Source organism: Sporosarcina sp. ACRSL, from assembly GCF_022346605.1.
Taxonomy (GTDB): Bacteria; Bacillota; Bacilli; order Bacillales_A; family Planococcaceae; genus Sporosarcina.
Genome location: NZ_JAKRNT010000012.1, coordinates 13,650 through 34,496, shown reverse-complemented (window position 1 = coordinate 34,496; position 20,847 = coordinate 13,650). Strand labels below are relative to the sequence as shown.

Below are 20,847 nucleotides of genomic sequence, written 5' to 3'. Positions count from 1 at the left end.
TTACTCCTGTTCTGGGTCACGCAAATAGTAACCGACTCCACGCCTTGTTACAATCCACGTCGGATGGCTCGGGGTGTCCTCGATCTTTTCACGCAGACGGCGAATCGTTACGTCAACTGTCCGCACATCCCCGAAATAATCATAGCCCCATACTGTTTGCAACAGATGCTCCCGCGTCATTACTTGTCCGATATGCTTTGCTAAATAATGAAGCAATTCGAATTCACGGTGCGTCAATTCAATTGACTCCCCGCGCTTCTGGACTAAATAAGCATCCGGTTGGATGACAAGGCTTCCGACTGTAATTTCATTTGTCGCCTCATCTTGTTCTTCCGACAATGTTTTGGAATGTCTGCGCAAGTTTGCCTTCACCCTGGCAATCAATTCGCGTGTGCCGAACGGCTTCGTCACATAATCATCCGCACCTAACTCCAAACCTAACACTTTATCGATTTCCGAATCCTTTGCCGTCAGCATAATGATTGGGAAGTCATACTTCTTCCTAACTTCCTTACACACTTCCATGCCATCGCGTTTCGGAAGCATAATATCGAGCAGCATAATATCCGGCTGCACCTCTTCCACTTTTTCAAGCGCCTCTTCGCCATCATAAGCGCAATGAACAGTAAAGCCTTCCTTCTTCAAATTGAACTCTAATATGTCAGCTATTGGTTTTTCATCATCTACAACTAAAATCGTTTTATTTTGCATCGTTCATTCCCTTTCTCGCCAATTGGCGACTACTTATTACATCCGTATCACGTGTAATCGTTATTATTATATATTCTATTTTTCTTTCGATAAACCTTCTGACCATACATAGACGAAATTAGAAAAAGAGACACCAACAGAATTCTGTAGCGTCTCCATCCCTTACTCTTTATCTTAACACACTTAACGGATTAATATTGGAACCATTCTTGAATACTTCGAAATGCAAATGCGTGCCTGTAGAACGTCCTGTAGAACCCATGACACCGATTTTCGATCCTTTAGGTACTGTTTGTCCTACTTTCACATTAGTGGATGACAGGTGGGCGTACAACGTCTTATAGCCATTGTTATGGGTAATGATAATACGGTTTCCATAGGTCCCATGATATCCGACATTCGTAACGACGCCATTGTCCGCAGCAAAAATTGCTCGTGTTGATGGACGGGCAATGTCAATGCCCTGGTGTACCCTTCCCCATCGTTTCCCCATTTGGCTCGATACGTATCCGCCATCTGCCGGCCATGCGAAATTGCCTGTCCCCCGTGAAGGAATCACTTTCGTGCCGACGACCGTCACTTCATGGACGGGTTCTGAGAGTACATGTTCCTCCGCAACAGATTGGCCGATCACTTTTCCGTTCTTTTTTCTTACGAGATGGGTGACCGATTTCTTACCGTTCGTTCCTTTTTGTTTAACTCTCTTTTCACCTTTGAATACCGATTCGTCTTTCTCAGTCAGTTTTTTGAACTGAATCGGGGTAATTTCTTTAGATTCATAATGGGCTTCCACTTCTACGTAAGGTTCGAGAGTTGTTACGTTCAACTCCTGGCCTATTTGTAGAACAGTATTTTCTGTCATCCCCGGATTGATCTCGAGCAGTTGTGCAGTCGACATATTATGCGCACTGGCTATTTTGCCTAATACGTCCCCTTCCTGAACGGCATATTTCTTCTCTTCCAATGTGCCTTTATTCAACAGGGTTAGCGCTTCTTCTACACTTCTGATTTCTTCCGGTGGCGTTTGTCCTTCAGTCGCCTGAATGTCGGCACTGAATTGAATATTCGTAAGTCTTGTTTCATTTTCTTTCAACGGTGGTAATGCTTCAGTAGATTGTTGACGGGCTTCAAATTCCGTAAGCTCCTTCTCGGTAACTGTTTGCAACACAAGCTCCTGGATCACTTCTTCATATTCGGCCATATCTTTGACGTAGAGGGCAGTCTCTTCATCAATTTGGACACCGATTGCTTCCGCCTCAACGGTTAGCAAGTCTTGAAGTTTACCAAGGACTCGTTCGTCGTCTGTTCCAACTGAAAATACATTTTCAGGGACGACCGATAATTCAGTGCCGATGGTCAATGGGAGATCTTTGTATTCGGAGGCCGCTTTCTCTAATTCCTCTTTTGTTAATTGGTCAATTTTTTTATCATCGGATAACATCCCGACATATTCATTGTCCGAGTAAACATGGTAGACGGTATGGATTGTCGAGTCTCCCTCTTTTTCAAGTGCGAAACCTGAACTAATTCCGATTCCTGCGAAGAGGATGGAGATGACACCGACCTTTCGAATATTTCTATATAGGGTGCTTCTATTCTGTTGTTCTTTCAATTTTTGTTTCTTGGAAAACATCGTTATTGAATACTCCTTCCGACTGACAGCTGCTACTAGACGCCGATCATACTGAAAGTTTTTTACACTTTACCAATTTATCATATCCTCTAGCTTGCTTGTGGCATTCCCTCCATTTGTAATGAACTTGTAGTATTACAACCAAATATTCCTTATTATCTTCCATTTGTTAGGTTGAAATGATTAAATTGTATACTATGAGAATAGTCTCATAGTATACAAAAAGCCTTGATTAACCTGTTTGTCAGGTGAATCAAGGCTTTTCTATATCTATTATTGATGAACTGGCACTTGGTGTTGGCTCCAGTCGATGTTTAAGAACTTGTTGTATTCCTTCGCGAAGGCAAGTGTGACGGTGCCGGTCGGGCCGTTCCGCTGCTTCGCTATGATAATCTCAATCATATTCTGATTCTCTGTTTCTTTATCATAGTAATCTTCCCGATAAAGGAAAGATACGATATCCGCATCTTGCTCAATACTTCCAGATTCCCTTAGGTCGGACATCATCGGGCGCTTGTCCTGACGTTGTTCCACACCACGGGAAAGCTGGGAGAGGGCGATGACTGGAATTTTCAATTCACGCGCCAGCGCCTTTAGAGAACGGGAGATTTCGGATACTTCCTGTTGGCGGTTCTCACCAGAACGTCCGCTTCCCATAATGAGCTGCAAATAATCAATCATGATCATGCCCAGACCATGCTCCTGTTGGAGACGGCGGCATTTGGAACGGATTTCGTTAATTCGGATGCCGGGAGAGTCGTCAATGAAGATACCGGCATTTGATAGGCTACCCATCGCCATCGTCAGTTTCCGCCAATCTTCCGCTTCCAAATTCCCTGTTCGCATGACTTGCGCATCAATATTCCCTTCCGCGCAAAGCATACGCATGACGAGTTGTTCCGCACCCATCTCCAAACTGAAAATCGCGACGTTTTCTCCCGCCTTCGTGGCAACGTTTTGTGCCACGTTCAGGGCGAACGCCGTTTTACCAACGGAAGGACGGGCAGCAACGATTATGAGGTCATTCCGTTGAAATCCGGCCGTAATTTTGTCGAGGTCACGGAATCCAGTTGGAATGCCTGTCACTTCTCCTTTTCTCGTATGGAGAATCTCGATATTATCATATGTTTCAACAAGTACATCTTTAATGTGCTTGAAATCGCCGGCATTTTTCCGACTGGAAACTTCCATGATCCTTTTTTCAGCTTCAGAAAGGACTGCTTCGACTTCATCCTCTTTTGTAAAACCTTCTTCGACAATATTGGTTGCTACACGAATGAGTCGTCTCAGAAGCGACTTCTCTTCGACAATCTTGGCATAATACTCGATATTCGCTGCTGTCGGTACGGCATTTGCAACTTCGGTCAAATATGAAATCCCACCGACGTCTTCTAATTCCTTCTTCGCGGAAAGCTCTTCTGTTACCGTAACGACGTCAATCGGTTGTCCCCTATCGCTCAGGATCTGCATCGTGTCGAATATTTTTTCATGAGCTGTTCTGTAAAAGTCGTCGGGACGAAGAATTTCTGAAGCGGTGATTAATGCTTCAGGCTGTAAGAAAATCGCTCCAATAACTGATTGTTCGGCTTCGTTATTATGCGGAGGGACGCGATCATACATCTGATCCATCATTATCGCTCCCCATCATTCTTCGGTTACATGGACTTTGAGCGTAGCTGTAACTTCCGGGTGCAGTTTGATTGGCACATTTGTAAAGCCAAGAGCCCGTATTGCATCAGGCAGTTCCATCTTACGGCGATCCACTTTTATTTTATGATTTTTCTCAAGCGCATCCGCGATCTGCTTTGTCGTGATCGATCCGAAAAGTCTTCCGCCTTCTCCGGATTTCGCTTTCATTTCCACAGTCTTTTCATCGATAAGTGCCTTCAGTTTTTTTGCTTCAGCCAATTCAGCGGCTGCATCTTTTTCCGCACGCTTCTTTTGACCTTCCAGTTGGCTTAAGTTTGCTGGTGTTGCTTCAATAGCCAATTTGTTTTTGAGCAAGTAGTTTTGAGCGTAGCCGACTGATACGTCTTTCACTTCGCCTTTTTTCCCTTTGCCTTTAACATCTTTCAAGAAAATAACTTTCATCGTCATGTTCCCCTTTCCGATTTATCTTCTATGGCGGATTTCAATAAGTGATCCGCTTCTTCTATCGTTTCCACTTCAAGCTGGCAGGCAGCATTCGTCAAATGCCCACCTCCGCCGAGTTCTTCCATAATAAGCTGCACGTTTAGCTCTCCTAGAGACCTAGCACTAATACCGATTTTACCATCTGCTCGGGAAGCGATGACAAAGGAGGCAATGATTCCTTTCATCGTCAGAAGAATATCCGCAGTTTGCGCGATGAGCACCGGACTATAGACAACGCCTTCCTGCCCTTTTGCTATTGCAATACCGGATGGTGTGAGCTCGACGGTTTCAATCAATTTGGCTCTTTGAATGTATGTGTCAATATCTTCCTTCAATAATCGTTGGACAAGTACCGTATCGGCGCCATTCGTTCGTAAATAGGACGCCGCCTCGAATGTTCTCGATCCCGTCCGTAACGTAAAGCTTTTCGTATCAACGACTATCCCGGCGAGCAAAGCGGTCGATTCGAGCATCGTCAGTTTTTCATTCTTCGGCTGATACTCGATAAGCTCCGTCACGAGCTCGGCTGTCGATGATGCGTACGGTTCCATATAGACAAGCATCGTATTATTGATGAATTCCTCACTCCGTCGATGATGGTCGATGACAACGACCTTTTCGGCCTTGTCGATCAGTCTCTCATCAATGACCATGCTCGGCTTATGCGTATCGACAATGACAAGAAGAGATTTGTCGGTCAACATGGACAATGCGGTTTCCGGATCAACGAATTGAGAGAATAACTCCTCATCCTTTTTAATTTCATCCATCAGGCGGTTGACGCTTCCATCCAACTCGTCAAAGTTGAGGACGATATGGCCTTCCACATTGTTCATCCTAGCCATCTTTCTAACTCCAATGGAGGCCCCGATGGCATCCATATCCGGCATTTTATGACCCATGATCACTACTTTATCACTGCCTTGAATCAAATCGCGTAAAGCGTGTGAAATGACTCTTGCGCGTACACGAGTCCTTTTTTCCACCGGATTTGTCTTGCCGCCAAAAAACTTAAGTTTGCCATCCATATACTTGATGGCGACCTGGTCTCCTCCGCGCCCCAGTACGAGATCCAGACTGGATTGTGCAAGCTCTCCAAGCTCGGTAAGCGATGCAGATCCGGTTCCGACCCCGATGCTAAGCGTCAAGCCTGCATTTTGCTTAGCCGTGTTTTCCCGTATATCATCTAAAATTGTAAATTTGGACGCTTCCAATTTGGATAGAATTGCTTCATTGAAAACGGCCAGAAAACGATCGGATGCAATCCTCTTTACAAAAATTCCATTTTCCGATGCCCACCGATTCACAAGTGAAGTGACAAGCGAGTTAAGACTGCTTCTCGTCTGGTCGTCCATCGTTTGAGCAAGCTCGTCATAATTATCGACAAGCATGATGCCGAGTACGGTACGGTCTTGATAATAAAGGGATTCAATTTCCACTTGTTCGGTAATATCGAAAAGGTAGAGCAGTTTTTCCTCGGCCCTGTAAATAACTTGGTAAGTGGATTCTCCGACTTTCATGGTTGTCTTCTGTTCATCATTTTTAAGAATGGCTTGGAATGACTCAGACAGCCCGAATAGCTCCTCCCCGATCAACGTATCTTTATCGAAGATATTGACGGCATATGGATTCGCCCATTCGATGATCTGTTTTTCATTGAAAAGGATAATAGCGATCGGCAGCTCAAGCAACGCTTCTTCCCCAACTTTTTTCATCCTATGGGAAAGGGATTCAATATGCTTTTCCGTTTCAATATACGTCTGTTCCTCAAGCCTCCAGGCGATGCCTGCAGCTATCGTGAAAGGTATGGTAAATAAAAGGCCTTGCCAGAAATTCGAAAGGAATAAAAGGACGGCCGCTATCAATCCAAGGAGAGATATGACAGTCAGTGGATATCGAATAGCTCTTTTTCTAAAAAACGACTTCATCGTCTCATCCCCTTACTTCGAGTTGTCTTTTCCGATCCAAGCACGGATATTCACGCCTATATCAAGTATGCCAAGAAGTGTGGTTATTGGACTGAACAGCAATGCGAAAATCGTTGCGAACATCGTGACAACGCCCGGCATTTTCATCTTATACATGAAATAGTGGACTAATGACAGACCTTGTAATAATAAAAGGACCCGTAAAATGATTGTCGCATTGATATATAGTAAATAAGCTGAAGACTCCGGTTTTAATTCCATCATCCAAGGAAGCAGAATGATTAGCCCGTAGATGAAAATAGTGATGACAGGCAATTTCATGTCCCTGAACGGCGGGAATTTTGGTACTTGATGGCCAAGCCTGCGAAGCACCTCGAAATTAGGGATTACCATGATGAAAGTGAATAGATATACTGACAGGATGAAGATTGCTGGAATTGCAGATCGATACATTGTGAACGCTTCTTCCACTATCTTTTCGTAGCCTTCCGGCAATGCACCAAAGCTTTGTAGTGAATTCTTGAATTGCGTCTCGGATTCCTTCATCATCGCCATCAGACTATCGATTACATTGATTTCGAAAACAAGTGCAGCTACTACATATACCAATACACTCGTAACGATGAAAAAAAGTCCCGATGCCATGAACGTGTACAGCTTTGACTTACCAAGCAACAACGATTCGGCAATAAGGAAGGCTAATATTCCGAACATCAGGGCGAATGGCACCAACAAAATACCACCGATGATGACAGACAAAATACTGCCGACGATCATAACGAAAATCGTAGAGCTCCGGTTATAACGGAGTCGATAAAGGATGATCGGCAATGGGATGAAGATCATAATGATGCTGCCAAGGAATGGAATGTACATAGCTCCCGCTAGAAATATTGTGAACAGCGCGAGCATCATCGCACCATATGTTATTTTTTTAGATTGGTCCTGCATCATCAATTCCTCCGTCCAGTCAATGGACTCTTTTTCTTTATTGTCTATCTCCTCATTGAAATGAGTACTTACAATTGTATCATGATTACCGCTGATTAACCAAAAGACAGAATGAATACCCGACTTTGGATTATTTTGTATATGAATGTGCTTTTCGCGGTTTATCTCCGACGATTTCCTTTGTAATAAGTGCGCATAAATCAGTCTAAAAACGCATAAACCTCTACAATCACGCATATTTCCCAGGAAACGCTCATAAATCTTCGGAAACACGCATAAACACTTCCAAGTACGCATAAATCGTTTGATTCACGCATAAAAAAATTCATTTAAAAAACCGCCTGCTGACCGGGGATGCCGGTATCACAAGGCGGTTTAAAAAGTATAATTATCTTTCTTCCGAAACGAACGGAAGAAGTGCCATGATACGTGAACGTTTAATAGCAGTCGTCAATTTACGCTGATATTTCGCGCTTGTACCAGTTACACGGCGAGGCAAGATTTTTCCACGTTCAGAAACGAATTTCTTCAGTAGATCTGTATCTTTATAATCGATATGCGTAATGTTGTTCGATGTAAAATAGCAGACTTTACGACGTCTGCGACCTCCACGGCGTGGTGCCATATCGCTTTCCCTCCTTACTTAATGACGTTACCGAATGTTCCCGATCAGAATGGCAGGTCGTCATCCGATACTTCTATCGGACCGCTGCCCATTGAGAATGGGTCATTGTCAGTACGTGTATAGTTTTGTTGTGCTGGTTGTTGGTATTGCTGGTTCGGCTGCTGATTCTGATAATAAGGTTGTTCGTTCTGTGGTGCTCCACCATAAGCAGCTCCAGATCTCTCAGCATTTGCACTGCGTGGCTCAAGGAATTGCACACTGTCTGCTACGACTTCTGTCATGAAGACACGTTTGCCGTCTTGTCCATCGAAGCTGCTCGTTTGGATACGGCCTTCGATTCCGGCAAGACTTCCTTTGCGTAAAAAGTTCGCAGTGTTTTCCGCCTGCTTCCTCCAAGTTACACAGTTGATGAAATCAGCTTCACGCTCACCTGATTGGCTTGCGAATGTCCGATTCACCGCTAGCGTAAAGCGCGTTACCGCGATTCCGCTTTGTGTGTATTTGAGTTCAGGATCTTTTGTCAGTCGGCCAACTAAAACGACACGGTTAATCATCAGAATGCAACCTCCCTCATCATTTTACTGCATTTCGTTCTATGATTAGTTGTCTAGACGAACAGCCATATGACGAATGATATCTTCATTGATGTTCGCAAGACGATTGAATTCATCGATTGCTTCAGTACCTGCGTTAACTGTTACCAATTGGTAGTAGCCTTCACGCAGATCGTCGATTTCGTAAGCAAGACGACGCTTGCCCCACTCTTTCGACTCGATGATTTCCGCTCCGTTTGAAGTTAGGATGTCATCGAAACGAGTGATCAATGCTTTTTTCGCTTCATCTTCTACTGTTGGACGGATGATGTACATGATTTCGTACTTTCTCATCTTTAGTCACCTCCTTATGGACTTTGGCCCACTTTTGACGGCGGGCAAGGAGTAAGTAATTTTTATTACTCACATCATCATATTTTAACATGATGTCTGTAGACAATCAACTATTAAATATGAATAAAACATAGGCAGTTGCTTTCCGTTTCAGCGCTCGCTTTCCGCGGGCGTCGCCTCAGCCTCCTCGTTCGCTCATTCTTCGCTGCCTGCGGGGTCTTCGACTGACGCTTTTCCCGCAGGAGTCTCGCGCTTACACTCCAAGCACCTGCAGCCTGTTAAATGGCAAGTGAAGCCGTATAATTCGTGTATACTTATTCTTAATAAGAAGGAGTGATTTTTCATGGAGAATCTCACTGAACCAGATAAGATAATAGAGATTGATTTGCCGAGTGTGGCTAAGAGTGGGTTGTGGATTACGGTTTGGACGCTTATTGGATTGCTGATTGTAGAAGGACTTATTCATCAGGGAGCATCTTTCACATTCAGTATAATGAATATTCTGTATTTTATTGGTGGTTATGTAGTTTTGATAATCCTTCATGAGCTTTTTCATCTTCTTGGGTTTAGGGTGTTTGGGAAAGTGCCTTGGAGAAGTATGGTGGTTGGGATGAATCTTAAGTTAGGGATTGCCTATGCAACGACCGATCGGCTGATGACGAACCGGGCGATTCAGAAAGCGTTGTTGCTTCCTTTTTGGACGACGGGGGTTGTGCCTGCTGTTATTGGATTGGTCACTGGGAATGGTATTTGGCTTACTTTGGCTGCGTTTCTGATAGGTGGTGCTGCAGGTGATTTTGCGATGTATAAGGAGTTGCGGAAGCTTCCGGATGATTGGCTTGTGAAGGATGATCCGCAGCAGCCGAAGCTCTACTTATTTGAGCCTGGACGGGTGATACAATAAAACAACCGGAAAAGGATATCCCTTCTCCGGTTGTTATTTTTTTGATTAGACGTTGAATCTAAACAGCATGACATCCCCGTCTTGGACGACATATTCTTTTCCTTCCAGACGGACTTTTCCTGCTTCTTTTGCTGCTGTCATCGAGCCCGCTCCTACTAGTGCGTCATAAGACACGGTTTCCGCACGGATGAAGCCACGTTCGAAGTCTGTATGGATAATGCCTGCACATTGTGGCGCTTTCATGCCTTTTCGGAATGTCCATGCTCGGACTTCCTGAACGCCGGCCGTGAAATACGTGGCAAGGCCTAATAGTTGATATGAAGCTTTGATGAGTTGATCGAGGCCGGATTCTTTAATGCCTAATTCTTCAAGGAACATTGCCTTCTCTTCATCATCCAATTCAGCCATTTCTTCCTCGACTTTTGCACTGACGACAATCACTTCGGCATTGTCCTTCTCGGCAAAGTCGCGGACCATTTTGACATACTCGTTGTTATCCGCTTCTGCGATTTCATCTTCCGAAACGTTTGCAACATACAGCATCGGCTTGATTGTCAATAAATGCATCCCTTTGATGATGTGGAATTCTTCAGGCGTTAATTCGACGGAGCGGGCAGGCTTTTCATTTTCAAAAGCTTCCTTTAGCTTTAGCAGTACTGGCTCCTCTGCCATAGCGTCTTTATCTTTTTGCTTCGCCATTTTGGATACGCGTGTCAGACGCTTGTCCACGCTTTCCATATCAGCGAGGATCAATTCCAAGTTGATGACTTCGATATCATCAATTGGATTTACTTTTCCAGATACGTGTGTAATATTTTCATCGTCAAAACAGCGGACGACTTGGCAAATTGCATCCACTTCACGGATGTGAGAAAGGAATTTATTCCCTAATCCTTCCCCTTTGCTTGCCCCTTCAACAATCCCTGCGATATCTGTGAATTCAAATGCTGTCGGTACAGTTTTTTTCGGTTCGACGAGCTCTGTCAATTTTTGAAGTCGCTCATCGGGAACTTCTACAATTCCGACGTTCGGGTCGATTGTACAGAACGGATAGTTGGCAGCCTCCGCTCCAGCTTTTGTTATTGCGTTGAATAGTGTCGACTTTCCTACGTTCGGCAATCCGACGATACCAGCTGTTAACGCCATTTATTTCCCAACCTTTCATTTAGGTCAATTTCATAATCATTTATGCAACTCTTCTATTATAAGAATAGTTGACGTTCCTGTCTAATTTTCCTCAGTCTCTGCTTTGACAAGCACCTTTTTCATCTTTTTTGCAAATTCATTTCGAGGAATCATCACGCTATGACCGCAACCTCCGCATTTTATCCGGATATCCGCTCCCATTCGGATAATTTTCCATGCATTTGTTCCGCATGGATGCGGTTTTTTCATTTCCACAACATCATTCAAATGAAATTCCTTCTCCACCGTCTATCTCTCTCCTTACTCATTCAGTGTTAAATGATCTTGATACAAGTGTAGGATAAGGGATTTCAATCCCTTCCCTTTCCAAATGCTTTTTTATTCCTATACTAATTAATCTCGCGGTGTCATAATGCCGCATTGGTTTTGTTTCTACGATAATGCGTTCAATGACCGCATCCTCAGTGAAGTCATGGGCACCGATTAATTTCGGTTTACTGAGGAGATCGGGATTATCCTTGCTCATCGAATCCAAAAATTCCTCAATCGATTTTTCCACTTTCTCGATACCGAGAACAAATGGAATTGTGACATCGACAATGGCCAAAGAATTTTTCAAAGAATAATTGACGACTTGCGTAATGGTCCCATTCGGCAAAATGAAAAGCTCTCCCGTGAAGTTTTTAATCTTCGTTGTCCTTAAACCAATCTCTTCTACCCTTCCTTTAGCAGTACCGATTTCCACGTAATCCCCAACAGAAAACTGGTCCTCAAAGAGAATAAAAAATCCGGAAATGACATCCTTCACAAGGCTTTGAGCGCCAAAACCAACGGCTAGACCCAGCACCCCTGCCCCTGCCAGAAGCCCTTTCACATCAATGTTAAATTCCTGCAGGACGGCTAGAATCGCCGAAAAATAGACGACATAAATGAGTGCGTTCTCGAGCAGTCTACGCAGTGTCTGTTCGCGTCGCTCATCATGCCTATTACGACCTCTGAATTTGATTTTAAAAATCTTACGAATAATGTACCTGCCTACTTGTACAACAATAATTGAAACAATGATAATTACGGCAATCTTAAGAGCGGTCATTCCTAATGCAATCCAAGTTTCTCGGTCAAATAAGAATTTGGCTGCTTTTGCAGCTTCGTCCTTCGCCGTGTCAAGGCTATTATCTGTTTCTTTATTTGTCATCCGCATCAAGCCTTTCCGTATAAATCCAAGTATTGCCGCGTATACTGCTACACAATCAATTCATTGTGAACTACTAATAAGAATGGAGTTTTGTTATGCACTCAGCACTTTCCACTGATTATAATTTCCGTATTCATTATAATGAAACAGGTGCAGTTTGGAAGCTTAGTTCATATTTCCTTGAACACATTCCGTTCCATGAGGAATCTCTAACTTTTTTTTGTATAGGAACGGATCGATCGACAGGTGATGCATTAGGTCCGTTAACCGGTTCCCATTTAGCCGAGTCCTTATTATTCCCATTTCCAGTCGTCGGTACACTGGAGAAGCCATTACATGCTCTAAATTTACAACAACAATTAGATGAACGACTAGCAATGGACCCTGCGACTTTCATCGTTGCCATCGACGCATGCTTAGGAAAGAGCGATTCAATCGGTCAATTACTCTTCCATAGAGGCCCCCTGCTTCCTGGTAAAGCGGTCGGTAAACAATTGCCGCCTGTCGGTGATTTGTCCATTAAAGGAGTCGTCAATATATCAGGCTTCATGGAACAAGCTGTCTTGCAAAGCACTCGATTGCATATTCCATTTGAAATGAGCCGAGTTATTTCCCGCTCCCTTCAATTAGCCTATGGACGATTTAAAACAGGAAATGAACAATTGTCACGATAAAACCAACGACAACGATTCCTGGAATGAGGTTAGCGACCCTGATTTTCGTAATTCCAATCAAGTTCAAACCTATTCCTATAATCATTAAACCGCCGGTAGCGGTCATTTCGGAAATGAAAAACTGTAAAAGTTCATCCGGTATAAAACGGCTGATTTGTGTCGAGAAAACCGTAATGAGTCCTTGGTAAAGGAATACCGGCACTGCAGCAATTGCTACACCAATGCCAAGCGTTGAGCTAAGGATGACAGACGTAAAACCATCGATAATTCCCTTCATAATCAATACGTCATGGTCATTCCGTAATCCGCTGTCAATGGCGCCAATAATCGCCATTGAACCGACAACGAAAATAAGTGTTGCCGTTACAAATCCTTGTGAAATTCCAGGACCTTCTTTGCTTGATGGAAGCTTTTGCTCAATCCATTTTCCTAAGTCGTTTATTTTTTCATCTAAGTTCATCCATTCCCCTATAATAGCTCCAATAACGATGCTAATGATAACAATCAATATTTGGGTACTTTCAAATGTCATTTGAATGCCAATTGCAGCAACCGCCAACCCGATTCCATACATTACGGTCTCTTTCATCCGTTCAGGGATATTGGATAAAAAACGGCCAAGTAGAGCGCCGATTATGATTAGCAAGGCATTGACAATCGAACCGAATAAAATCATTGTTTTTCACTTCCATCTACTAAAAATAATACCTATTTTGCATCGAGCAAAATAGGTACAGGCTTATTCATTCAGTAATTCTAGAATTCTTTCAAGGTCCTCTTCTGTGAAAAACTCGATTTCGATTTTCCCTTTATTTTTCGACTTCTTAATCGTCACATTTGTACCAAAATATTCTCTTAAATGTGATTCTTGCTCTTCCAAGAAGATGTTTTTCTTTTCTGGCTTTGTTTCACGTGGAACATTCTCATTTATTTTATGGACAAGCTTTTCTAATTGACGGACATTCAGTCCTTCATTGATTGTCTTTTCAGCAATGAGAAGAATTTGCTCTTTCTTCCGAAGTCCAAGCAACGTACGCCCATGCCCCATTGACAGCTTCCCATCCGTAATCATATTGCGTACTTTTTCAGGCAAGCTGAGCAGTCGGACATGATTTGCTATATGTGGTCTGCTTTTCCCAAGTCTAAATGCGAGTTGTTCCTGTGTAAGGGATAGGTTGTCCATCAGCTTCTGGTACGCTTCCGCTTCCTCGATCGGCGTCAAGTCTTCCCGCTGTAGGTTTTCCAAAATCGCCATTTCCATCGATTCTTCATCAGTCAACTGTCGAACGACTGCTGGAATCTCCGCTAAACCTGCCATTTTAGCTGCTCTAAAACGTCTTTCCCCTACTACAATTTCATACATTGTCCCAACTTTTCGGACAATGATTGGTTGTAAAATCCCATGTTCCTTAATTGATTCACTTAACTCTTGGATTGCAACTTCGTCAAATATCTTCCTTGGCTGATACGGATTCACTTTAATGCTTTTCAAACGGATATTTTCGATTGCTTCTGCTTTCGTTAAAGATTCATCAGGGAATAAAGCGTTCAAACCTTTTCCAAGACCTTTAGCCATTGTGCACCACTTCCTTTGCCAGCTCTAAATATACTTCTGCGCCCCGTGATCTAGAATCGTAAATGATAATTGGTTCTCCATGGCTTGGCGCTTCACTAAGTCGTACATTTCGTGGAATGATCGTTCCGTACACTTTATCTTGAAAATACTTTTTCACTTCTTCAATGACTTGGATTCCTAAGTTTGTTCTCGCATCGAACATTGTTAACAACACGCCATCGATTGTAAGGGTTTCATTTAAATGCTTCTGGACGAGCCTAATTGTACTAAGTAGTTGACTCAAACCTTCCAATGCGTAATATTCACATTGTACGGGAATGATAACAGAATCAGCGGCAGTCAATGAATTAATCGTCAGTAACCCTAAAGAAGGTGGGCAATCAATAATAATGTAATCATACAATTCCTTAGCTTCTTGAATTGCATGTTTCATCCTTACTTCTCTTGAAATGGTTGACACCAGTTCAATTTCAGCACCTGCCAGAGATATGGTTGCTGGTACAATATCCAAGTTTTCCATCTTCGTCTGATGGATGACTTCTTTTATATTGACATCATCGATTAACATATCGTAAATACATTGATGAACGTCTCCTTTATTGACCCCTACCCCGCTCGTCGCATTCCCTTGCGGATCGGCATCTATCAGTAAAACTTTTTTGCCGATATGTGCAAGGCAAGCACTTAGATTTACTGAAGTGGTAGTCTTACCAACTCCTCCTTTTTGATTGGCAATGGCTATAATTTTACCCACACTTGCACCTGCTTTCTCACTCATCTATCAAACTGCTATCTTTCTTCATGAATAAATCATTCAATATTCGTCACTCTTTACTAGTTTATCAAAAAAATGAACAGCATGGTAATGTATAGCGCAAAAAAACTCCTGCTTTAATCAAGCAAGAGTCATCTCGCACGTATTACGAGAAATACTATGTCTTTTTTATTTCTTTTTCGGTATTTTAACCGTGATTGTATAAAAATCTTCAGTGTCCTCTTCTTCGGTTTTCACGTCGATGCCGCTTTTCGTAACGAGTGCCAATGATTGACGAATCGTATTCAATGCGATTCGGACATCTTTGCTGACTGATTTCCGTTTAACAACTTTCTTTTTTTCCTTCTCTTCTTCAACCGGATTTAGCGCTAGCTGAATTCTATCTTCCAATTGCTTCACATTCAGTTGTTCGTCAATCGCCTCTTGGCAAAGCTTATGCTGCAATTCAACATCTTTTACGGAAATCAATGCTCTCGCGTGTCTTTCGGATATTTCCTTCGTAAGAATCTTGTTCTTAATTTCATCCGGAAGTTTTAATAGACGAAGCTTGTTCGCGACGGTTGATTGTCCTTTTCCGAGTCTTTGTGCTAATGCTTCTTGTGTTAGCCCATGCAATTCAAGCAATTTTTCATAAGCATATGCTTCCTCGATTGCTGTTAATTCCTCGCGCTGCAAGTTTTCAATAAGAGCAATGGACGCTGTTTCTTTATCATCCAGATTCCGTATGATGGCTGGCACTTCTTCCCAACCTAATTTTTTCATAGCGCGGAATCTTCGTTCTCCCGCAATGATTTCATAGCCATCATCGCTTTTTCTGATGACAATCGGTTGAATCACTCCGTGTGTATGAATCGTACGCGCGAGTTCTTCAATCTTCTCTTCCGAAAAAATAGTTCGAGGTTGATATTTATTCGGTTTAATTAAATCGATTTTTACTTGTTCTACTTTCTCTTGTGGAGTTTTATCTATGTTCTGTAAATCAGGTTCTTTTTCTCCACTACCAAAAAACCGTGAAAACGTGTTTTTCATCGCCGGCACCCACCTTTACAAAACTGCTCATTACTAGCTAGTTCGTCATATCTATTATATATCCTCTTTATTACTTATTAAAGAGTAGAATTCTATAAGATTACTAAACAATGTCCTAAAATAATATATGAAAGAAATAATAGGAAGAAAGACGCTTTGCTTCTATCGGTAAAGCGCCTAGTCTTCACTTTATTATATATGAATTCACTGACAAGTGGGAAATGTTTCACGTGAAACATTTATTTGATTGGTGTTTTGTTTGGGACGCCGGGTTTACGAGGATATTTCTTTGGTGTTTTTTTGACTTTGTTCAAGATGAATATATTTCTTTCACTTTCCTCCATAGGCAAACTGAAAGAAAACTTATCGACGAGTTCTGCTCCCAATACGTTGATAGCCTTTTTCGCATCTAGCAATTCTTCCTCGGCTGCTGCGCCTTTCATGGAAATGAAAATTCCACCCTCTTTTACGAGAGGGACGCATAATTCTGAAAGGACAGATAATCGGGCGACCGCACGGGCAGTTACGATATCAAATTGCTCACGGTATTTCGGGTTTTGACCGAAATCTTCGGCTCTTGCATGGACAAACGTTACATGATCAAGCTCAAGTTCTTTAGCGAGTTCATTCAAAAATGTAATACGCTTGTTTAATGAATCTACAATTGTCACCGCTAAGTTAGGAAAACAAATTTTCAAAGGAATACTTGGAAACCCTGCTCCTGCACCCACATCACAAATGGATTTCTCTCCAGTCAAATCTGTGTAGAAAGCAGCGGTTATAGAATCATAAAAATGTTTGAGATAAACAGATGGCGCATCTGTTATCGCTGTTAAGTTCATTTTTTCATTCCATTCCACTAACATTTGGAAGTATTTGTTAAACTGTTGAAGCTGGTGATCTGTAAGACTTATCCCCTGCTCTTTCAGCGCCTCTATGAATTGTTCTTCGTTCACCTTGAATCCTCCTTCTAAAAAAAGACTGATGCGGACTTATCCCACATCAGTCACAAGTTGTTAACTAGTAATTTTCGCAATTTTCCCTTGTTCGATATAGACAAGTAGAATGGAGATATCTGCAGGGTTCACACCGGAAATCCTTGATGCTTGAGCGATTGACAACGGTCTGACAGCTGACAAATTCGCTTTCGCCTCTTTTGCGATTCCTGTAATGGCATTGTAATCAATGTTATCAGGTATCTTTTTGTTCTCCATTTTTTTCATGCGTTCCACTTGTTGCATCGATTTTTCGATATAGCCTTCATATTTGATGAAGATTTCTACTTGCTCCGCCACTTCTTCGGATTTTTCTTCCTCAGGTGGCACAACAGTAATGATTTGTTCGTATTTCATTTCCGGTCGTTTCAACAAATCAGCAGCTTTCATCGGTTCGCGAAGCTCTGTTCCGCCCGATTCCCGAATGATTTCTTGAACTGCTTCACTTGGTTTAATCGTCACTTTGCGAAGTCGTTCGATTTCTTCTTCAATTTGTTGCTTTTTAAGAAGGAATTTCTCGTATCGCTCTTCACTAATCATACCAAGTTTGTATCCGATTTCTGTCAGACGCAAATCTGCGTTATCATGGCGAAGCAATAGGCGATATTCCGCTCTTGACGTTAGAAGACGGTATGGTTCGCTCGTTCCTTTCGTTACGAGGTCATCGATCAGCACTCCGATATAAGCGTCAGATCTTCCAAGGATGACCTCTTCTTTGCCAAGCACTTTGCTTGCGGCATTGATGCCTGCCATAATTCCTTGTGCAGCTGCTTCTTCGTAGCCGGATGTTCCATTGATTTGTCCTGCGGTGAAGAGGTTTTCGATCTTTTTCGTCTCAAGCGTCGGCCAAAGTTGCGTCGGGATAATTGCATCATACTCGATAGCGTATCCGGCACGCATCATTTCCGCTTTTTCCAATCCCGGCACGCTTTCGATGAGTCTGCGTTGAACGTGTTCAGGCAAGCTCGTTGAAAGACCTTGGACGTAATACTCTTTCGTATTTCGACCTTCTGGCTCTAGGAAAATTTGATGGCGCGATTTGTCCGCAAAACGGACAATTTTATCCTCAATTGAAGGGCAGTAGCTCGGTCCCTTCCCTTTGATCATCCCTGAATACATCGGGGAAAGGTGAAGGTTTTCATTAATAATTTCATGTGTTCTCGGTGTTGTATATGTCAACCAGCAAGGCAATTGATCCATGATGAATTGCGTCGTTTCGTAACTGAAAGCACGTGGGACGTCATCACCTGGTTGAATTTCAGTTTTGCTGTAATCGATTGTATTACCGTTAATACGTGGAGGTGTACCGGTTTTGAAACGCACTGTTTCCAATCCAAGTTCTTGTAGGTTTTCAGCAAGCTTGATCGCCGGCATTTGGTTGTTCGGACCACTTGAATATTTCAGGTCACCGATAATGACTTCTCCACGAAGGAAAGTCCCTGTCGTAATGATGACTGTTTTCGCACGGTAGATTGCACCGATTTGCGTAATGAGTCCTTTCACTTCCCCGTCCTCGACGATCAATTCTTCCACAACTCCTTGATGGAGTGTTAAGTTTTCTTGTTCTTCTAGGACGCGTTTCATTTCTTGTTGGTAAAGGACTTTGTCTGCTTGCGCACGGAGCGCACGGACAGCTGGACCTTTCCCTGTATTCAACATTCGCATTTGGATATGTGTTTTGTCGATCACTTTGCCCATTGCTCCGCCAAGGGCGTCAATTTCACGGACGACGATCCCTTTTGCGGGACCTCCAAGTGACGGATTGCAAGGCATGAAAGCAATCATGTCGAGATTCATTGTTAGCACCAATGTCGATGCACCCATCTTTGCGGAGGCTAGTGCCGCTTCAACGCCGGCATGCCCTGCTCCGATGACTATACAATCGAACGTGCCTGCTTCAAATTTTGGCATGTTCGTTCATCCTTCCTAATATATAAATTTTCCGTGTCTATTTGAATTGAACATAAAATCGGATTTACGCTCCAGGCCGACGCTTTCCGGGGGGCGGGCGGTAAGCCTCCTCGGTCGCTATGCGACACTGCGGGGTCTTACCTGTCCCGCTCATCCCCCAGGAGTCGCCGCCTTGCGCTTCAATCCTAAGTGCCTATATTAATTTTGATTTAATCACTTACCTAAACAGAACTGTGAAAATAGCTGGTTGATAAGGCTGTCTTGGACGGTGTCGCCTACGATTTCGCCTAGGAGCTCCCACGTGCGTGTGACGTCGATTTGAATCATGTCGACAGGCACACCTGCCTCGGCTGCGGACAAGGCGTCCTGGATAGTCTTATGCGCTTTGTGGAGCAGTGCAATATGTCTTGCATTGGAAACGTAAGTTAGATCGCCAGGCTCAAGCGTTCCTTCGAAGAACAGCTTAGCGATTGCTTCCTCCAGTTCGTCAATGCCTTCTTCCCTCAAGACGGATGTCGTGATAATCGCGCCATTACGAGCGAGTTCCTGTACTCGCTGCATATCGATCTTCTGCGGAAGGTCGGTTTTGTTAATGACGACGATCATATCCATTCCTTCGGTTGCCTCAAATAATCGGATATCCTCATTCGTTAGCTCCTCGGAACTGTTTAGTACAAGTAAGATGAGGTCCGCTTCCTTGAGGACTTGTCGGGACCGCTCAACTCCAATTCGCTCAACAATATCCTCCGTCTCTCGGATGCCCGCCGTGTCTACGAGACGCAATGGCACTCCTCTGACATTAACGTATTCCTCTATAATATCACGCGTCGTTCCTGCAATATCGGTAACAATTGCCTTATTCTCTTGGACGAGGCTGTTCAGCAAAGAAGATTTTCCAACGTTCGGCCTTCCGACGATGACCGTCGATAATCCTTCACGAAGGATTTTGCCTTGGGAGGAAGTACGTAGAAGTTTCTCGATTTCTTCCTTCACCCACGTCCCTTTTTCAATCATAAGCGGAATGGTCACTTCTTCAACGTCGTCGTATTCCGGATAGTCGATATTCACTTCAACTTGCGCCAATGTTTCTAGGAGCGCTTGTCGGAGTTCGTTGATCAACCTGGAAAGTTTCCCTTCCATTTGATTCAACGCGACGTTCATCGCGCGATCCGTTTTTGCACGAATGAGATCCATCACCGCTTCCGCCTGTGACAAATCGATGCGCCCATTGAGAAATGCACGCTTGGAAAACTCGCCCGGTTCTGCAAGGCGAGCCCCTTCTTTCAACACTAGGTTGAGGACACGGTTTACCGCCACAACGCCTCCGTGACAGTTCACTTCGACGACATCTTCACGGGTGAATGTTTTCGGAGCCTTCATGATGGAAACCATGACTTCCTCGACAACTTCATCCGTAGACGGATCTACCAAATGCCCATAATGGATTGTATGTGATTGTTCTTCCGAAAGTTTTTTCCCTGACGGAGAACGAAAAATTTGATCTGCAATGCCGATAGCCTCATCTCCACTTATCCGGACGATGGCGATAGCCCCTTCCCCCATTGGAGTCGAAATGGCCGCTATTGTATCAAAATGCATATCCTTCACCTTCCTACATTAGTTACCCACATGTGGATAACTCGTTTTGACTTGACTATCTGACAACATATAATAACACAAATCGTTCCATTCTCATAGTTATGGAACAAAAAAATGTGGATAATTTATATCGACAAGATTTATTTACAATTATGATGAAAAAGTTATGAGTAAG

General features: G+C 43.2%; 21 protein-coding genes. 2 read left to right on the top strand and 19 right to left on the bottom strand.

The features are described from left to right. The 9 genes from yycF to rpsF all read right to left on the bottom strand — a co-directional run bounded on the left by yycF (position 1) and on the right by rpsF (position 8,868). Positions 1-711 (bottom strand): response regulator YycF, encoded by a 711-nt coding sequence (yycF, locus tag MHZ92_RS17100; protein WP_239432922.1) that lies wholly within the window; start codon positions 709-711, stop codon positions 1-3. A 169-nt stretch (positions 712-880) separates the two neighbouring features. Continuing rightward, a complete protein-coding gene (locus MHZ92_RS17095; protein ID WP_239432921.1) occupies positions 881-2,323 on the bottom strand; it encodes a M23 family metallopeptidase in 1,443 nt (480 codons plus the stop codon). A gap of 294 nt (positions 2,324-2,617) precedes the next feature. Next, on the bottom strand, positions 2,618-3,976 hold the full coding sequence (gene dnaB / locus MHZ92_RS17090; RefSeq protein ID WP_239432920.1) for a replicative DNA helicase: 1,359 nt from the start codon (positions 3,974-3,976) through the stop codon (positions 2,618-2,620). A 12-nt stretch (positions 3,977-3,988) separates the two neighbouring features. Further along, positions 3,989-4,435, bottom strand: coding sequence for a 50S ribosomal protein L9 (gene rplI, locus MHZ92_RS17085; protein ID WP_239432919.1), 447 nt, complete (start codon positions 4,433-4,435; stop codon positions 3,989-3,991). A 2-nt stretch (positions 4,436-4,437) separates the two neighbouring features. After that, the gene (locus MHZ92_RS17080; RefSeq protein ID WP_239432918.1) at positions 4,438-6,405 is read right to left on the bottom strand and encodes a DHH family phosphoesterase; all 1,968 of its coding nucleotides are present in this window, start codon (positions 6,403-6,405) and stop codon (positions 4,438-4,440) included. A 12-nt stretch (positions 6,406-6,417) separates the two neighbouring features. Continuing rightward, positions 6,418-7,356: a YybS family protein gene (locus MHZ92_RS17075; protein WP_239432917.1), complete on the bottom strand. Its 939-nt coding sequence runs from the start codon at positions 7,354-7,356 to the stop codon at positions 6,418-6,420. 388 nt (positions 7,357-7,744) lie between these two features. Then, on the bottom strand, positions 7,745-7,981 hold the full coding sequence (gene rpsR, locus MHZ92_RS17070) for a 30S ribosomal protein S18 (RefSeq protein ID WP_239432916.1): 237 nt from the start codon (positions 7,979-7,981) through the stop codon (positions 7,745-7,747). Between the two features lie 44 nt (positions 7,982-8,025). Next, positions 8,026-8,535 (bottom strand): single-stranded DNA-binding protein, encoded by a 510-nt coding sequence (ssb, locus tag MHZ92_RS17065; RefSeq protein ID WP_239432915.1) that lies wholly within the window; start codon positions 8,533-8,535, stop codon positions 8,026-8,028. A gap of 45 nt (positions 8,536-8,580) precedes the next feature. Next, positions 8,581-8,868: a 30S ribosomal protein S6 gene (gene rpsF, locus MHZ92_RS17060; protein WP_239432914.1), complete on the bottom strand. Its 288-nt coding sequence runs from the start codon at positions 8,866-8,868 to the stop codon at positions 8,581-8,583. Positions 8,869-9,211: 343 nt separating this feature from the next. Between rpsF and MHZ92_RS17055 the strand changes: the two genes are divergently transcribed. Further along, positions 9,212-9,772, top strand: a complete 561-nt coding sequence (locus tag MHZ92_RS17055) for a DUF3267 domain-containing protein (RefSeq protein ID WP_239432913.1) — start codon at positions 9,212-9,214, stop codon at positions 9,770-9,772. A 45-nt stretch (positions 9,773-9,817) separates the two neighbouring features. Here MHZ92_RS17055 and ychF read toward each other — a convergent pair whose 3' ends face one another. From ychF to MHZ92_RS17040, 3 genes are all read right to left on the bottom strand, one after another. Beyond that, positions 9,818-10,918, bottom strand: coding sequence for a redox-regulated ATPase YchF (ychF, locus tag MHZ92_RS17050; RefSeq protein WP_239432912.1), 1,101 nt, complete (start codon positions 10,916-10,918; stop codon positions 9,818-9,820). Between the two features lie 81 nt (positions 10,919-10,999). Beyond that, positions 11,000-11,203, bottom strand: coding sequence for a DUF951 domain-containing protein (locus MHZ92_RS17045; RefSeq protein WP_370644775.1), 204 nt, complete (start codon positions 11,201-11,203; stop codon positions 11,000-11,002). A 19-nt stretch (positions 11,204-11,222) separates the two neighbouring features. After that, on the bottom strand, positions 11,223-12,113 hold the full coding sequence (locus tag MHZ92_RS17040; protein ID WP_239432911.1) for a mechanosensitive ion channel family protein: 891 nt from the start codon (positions 12,111-12,113) through the stop codon (positions 11,223-11,225). Positions 12,114-12,208: 95 nt separating this feature from the next. On the opposite strand from MHZ92_RS17040, the gene yyaC reads away from it, so the two are divergent. Then, a complete protein-coding gene (gene yyaC, locus MHZ92_RS17035; RefSeq protein ID WP_239432910.1) occupies positions 12,209-12,787 on the top strand; it encodes a spore protease YyaC in 579 nt (192 codons plus the stop codon). Here the strand turns inward: yyaC and MHZ92_RS17030 are convergent. The 7 genes from MHZ92_RS17030 to mnmE form a co-directional block, all read right to left on the bottom strand. After that, a complete protein-coding gene (locus MHZ92_RS17030) occupies positions 12,756-13,463 on the bottom strand; it encodes a DUF554 domain-containing protein (RefSeq protein WP_239432909.1) in 708 nt (235 codons plus the stop codon). The two genes, yyaC and MHZ92_RS17030, sit on opposite strands and share 32 nt — an antisense overlap. Positions 13,464-13,526: 63 nt before the next feature. Then, positions 13,527-14,363, bottom strand: a complete 837-nt coding sequence (locus tag MHZ92_RS17025; RefSeq protein ID WP_239432908.1) for a ParB/RepB/Spo0J family partition protein — start codon at positions 14,361-14,363, stop codon at positions 13,527-13,529. Further along, positions 14,356-15,117: a ParA family protein gene (locus MHZ92_RS17020; protein WP_239433020.1), complete on the bottom strand. Its 762-nt coding sequence runs from the start codon at positions 15,115-15,117 to the stop codon at positions 14,356-14,358. The genes MHZ92_RS17025 and MHZ92_RS17020 overlap by 8 nt, the downstream gene beginning before the upstream one ends. A 189-nt stretch (positions 15,118-15,306) precedes the next feature. Next, a complete protein-coding gene (gene noc, locus MHZ92_RS17015; RefSeq protein ID WP_239432907.1) occupies positions 15,307-16,167 on the bottom strand; it encodes a nucleoid occlusion protein in 861 nt (286 codons plus the stop codon). A 239-nt stretch (positions 16,168-16,406) separates the two neighbouring features. Continuing rightward, positions 16,407-17,123: a 16S rRNA (guanine(527)-N(7))-methyltransferase RsmG gene (rsmG, locus tag MHZ92_RS17010; protein ID WP_239432906.1), complete on the bottom strand. Its 717-nt coding sequence runs from the start codon at positions 17,121-17,123 to the stop codon at positions 16,407-16,409. Between the two features lie 60 nt (positions 17,124-17,183). Beyond that, positions 17,184-19,073: a tRNA uridine-5-carboxymethylaminomethyl(34) synthesis enzyme MnmG gene (mnmG, locus tag MHZ92_RS17005; RefSeq protein WP_239432905.1), complete on the bottom strand. Its 1,890-nt coding sequence runs from the start codon at positions 19,071-19,073 to the stop codon at positions 17,184-17,186. A gap of 213 nt (positions 19,074-19,286) precedes the next feature. Further along, the gene (gene mnmE, locus MHZ92_RS17000; protein WP_239432904.1) at positions 19,287-20,672 is read right to left on the bottom strand and encodes a tRNA uridine-5-carboxymethylaminomethyl(34) synthesis GTPase MnmE; all 1,386 of its coding nucleotides are present in this window, start codon (positions 20,670-20,672) and stop codon (positions 19,287-19,289) included. Positions 20,673-20,847 lie beyond the last annotated feature (175 nt).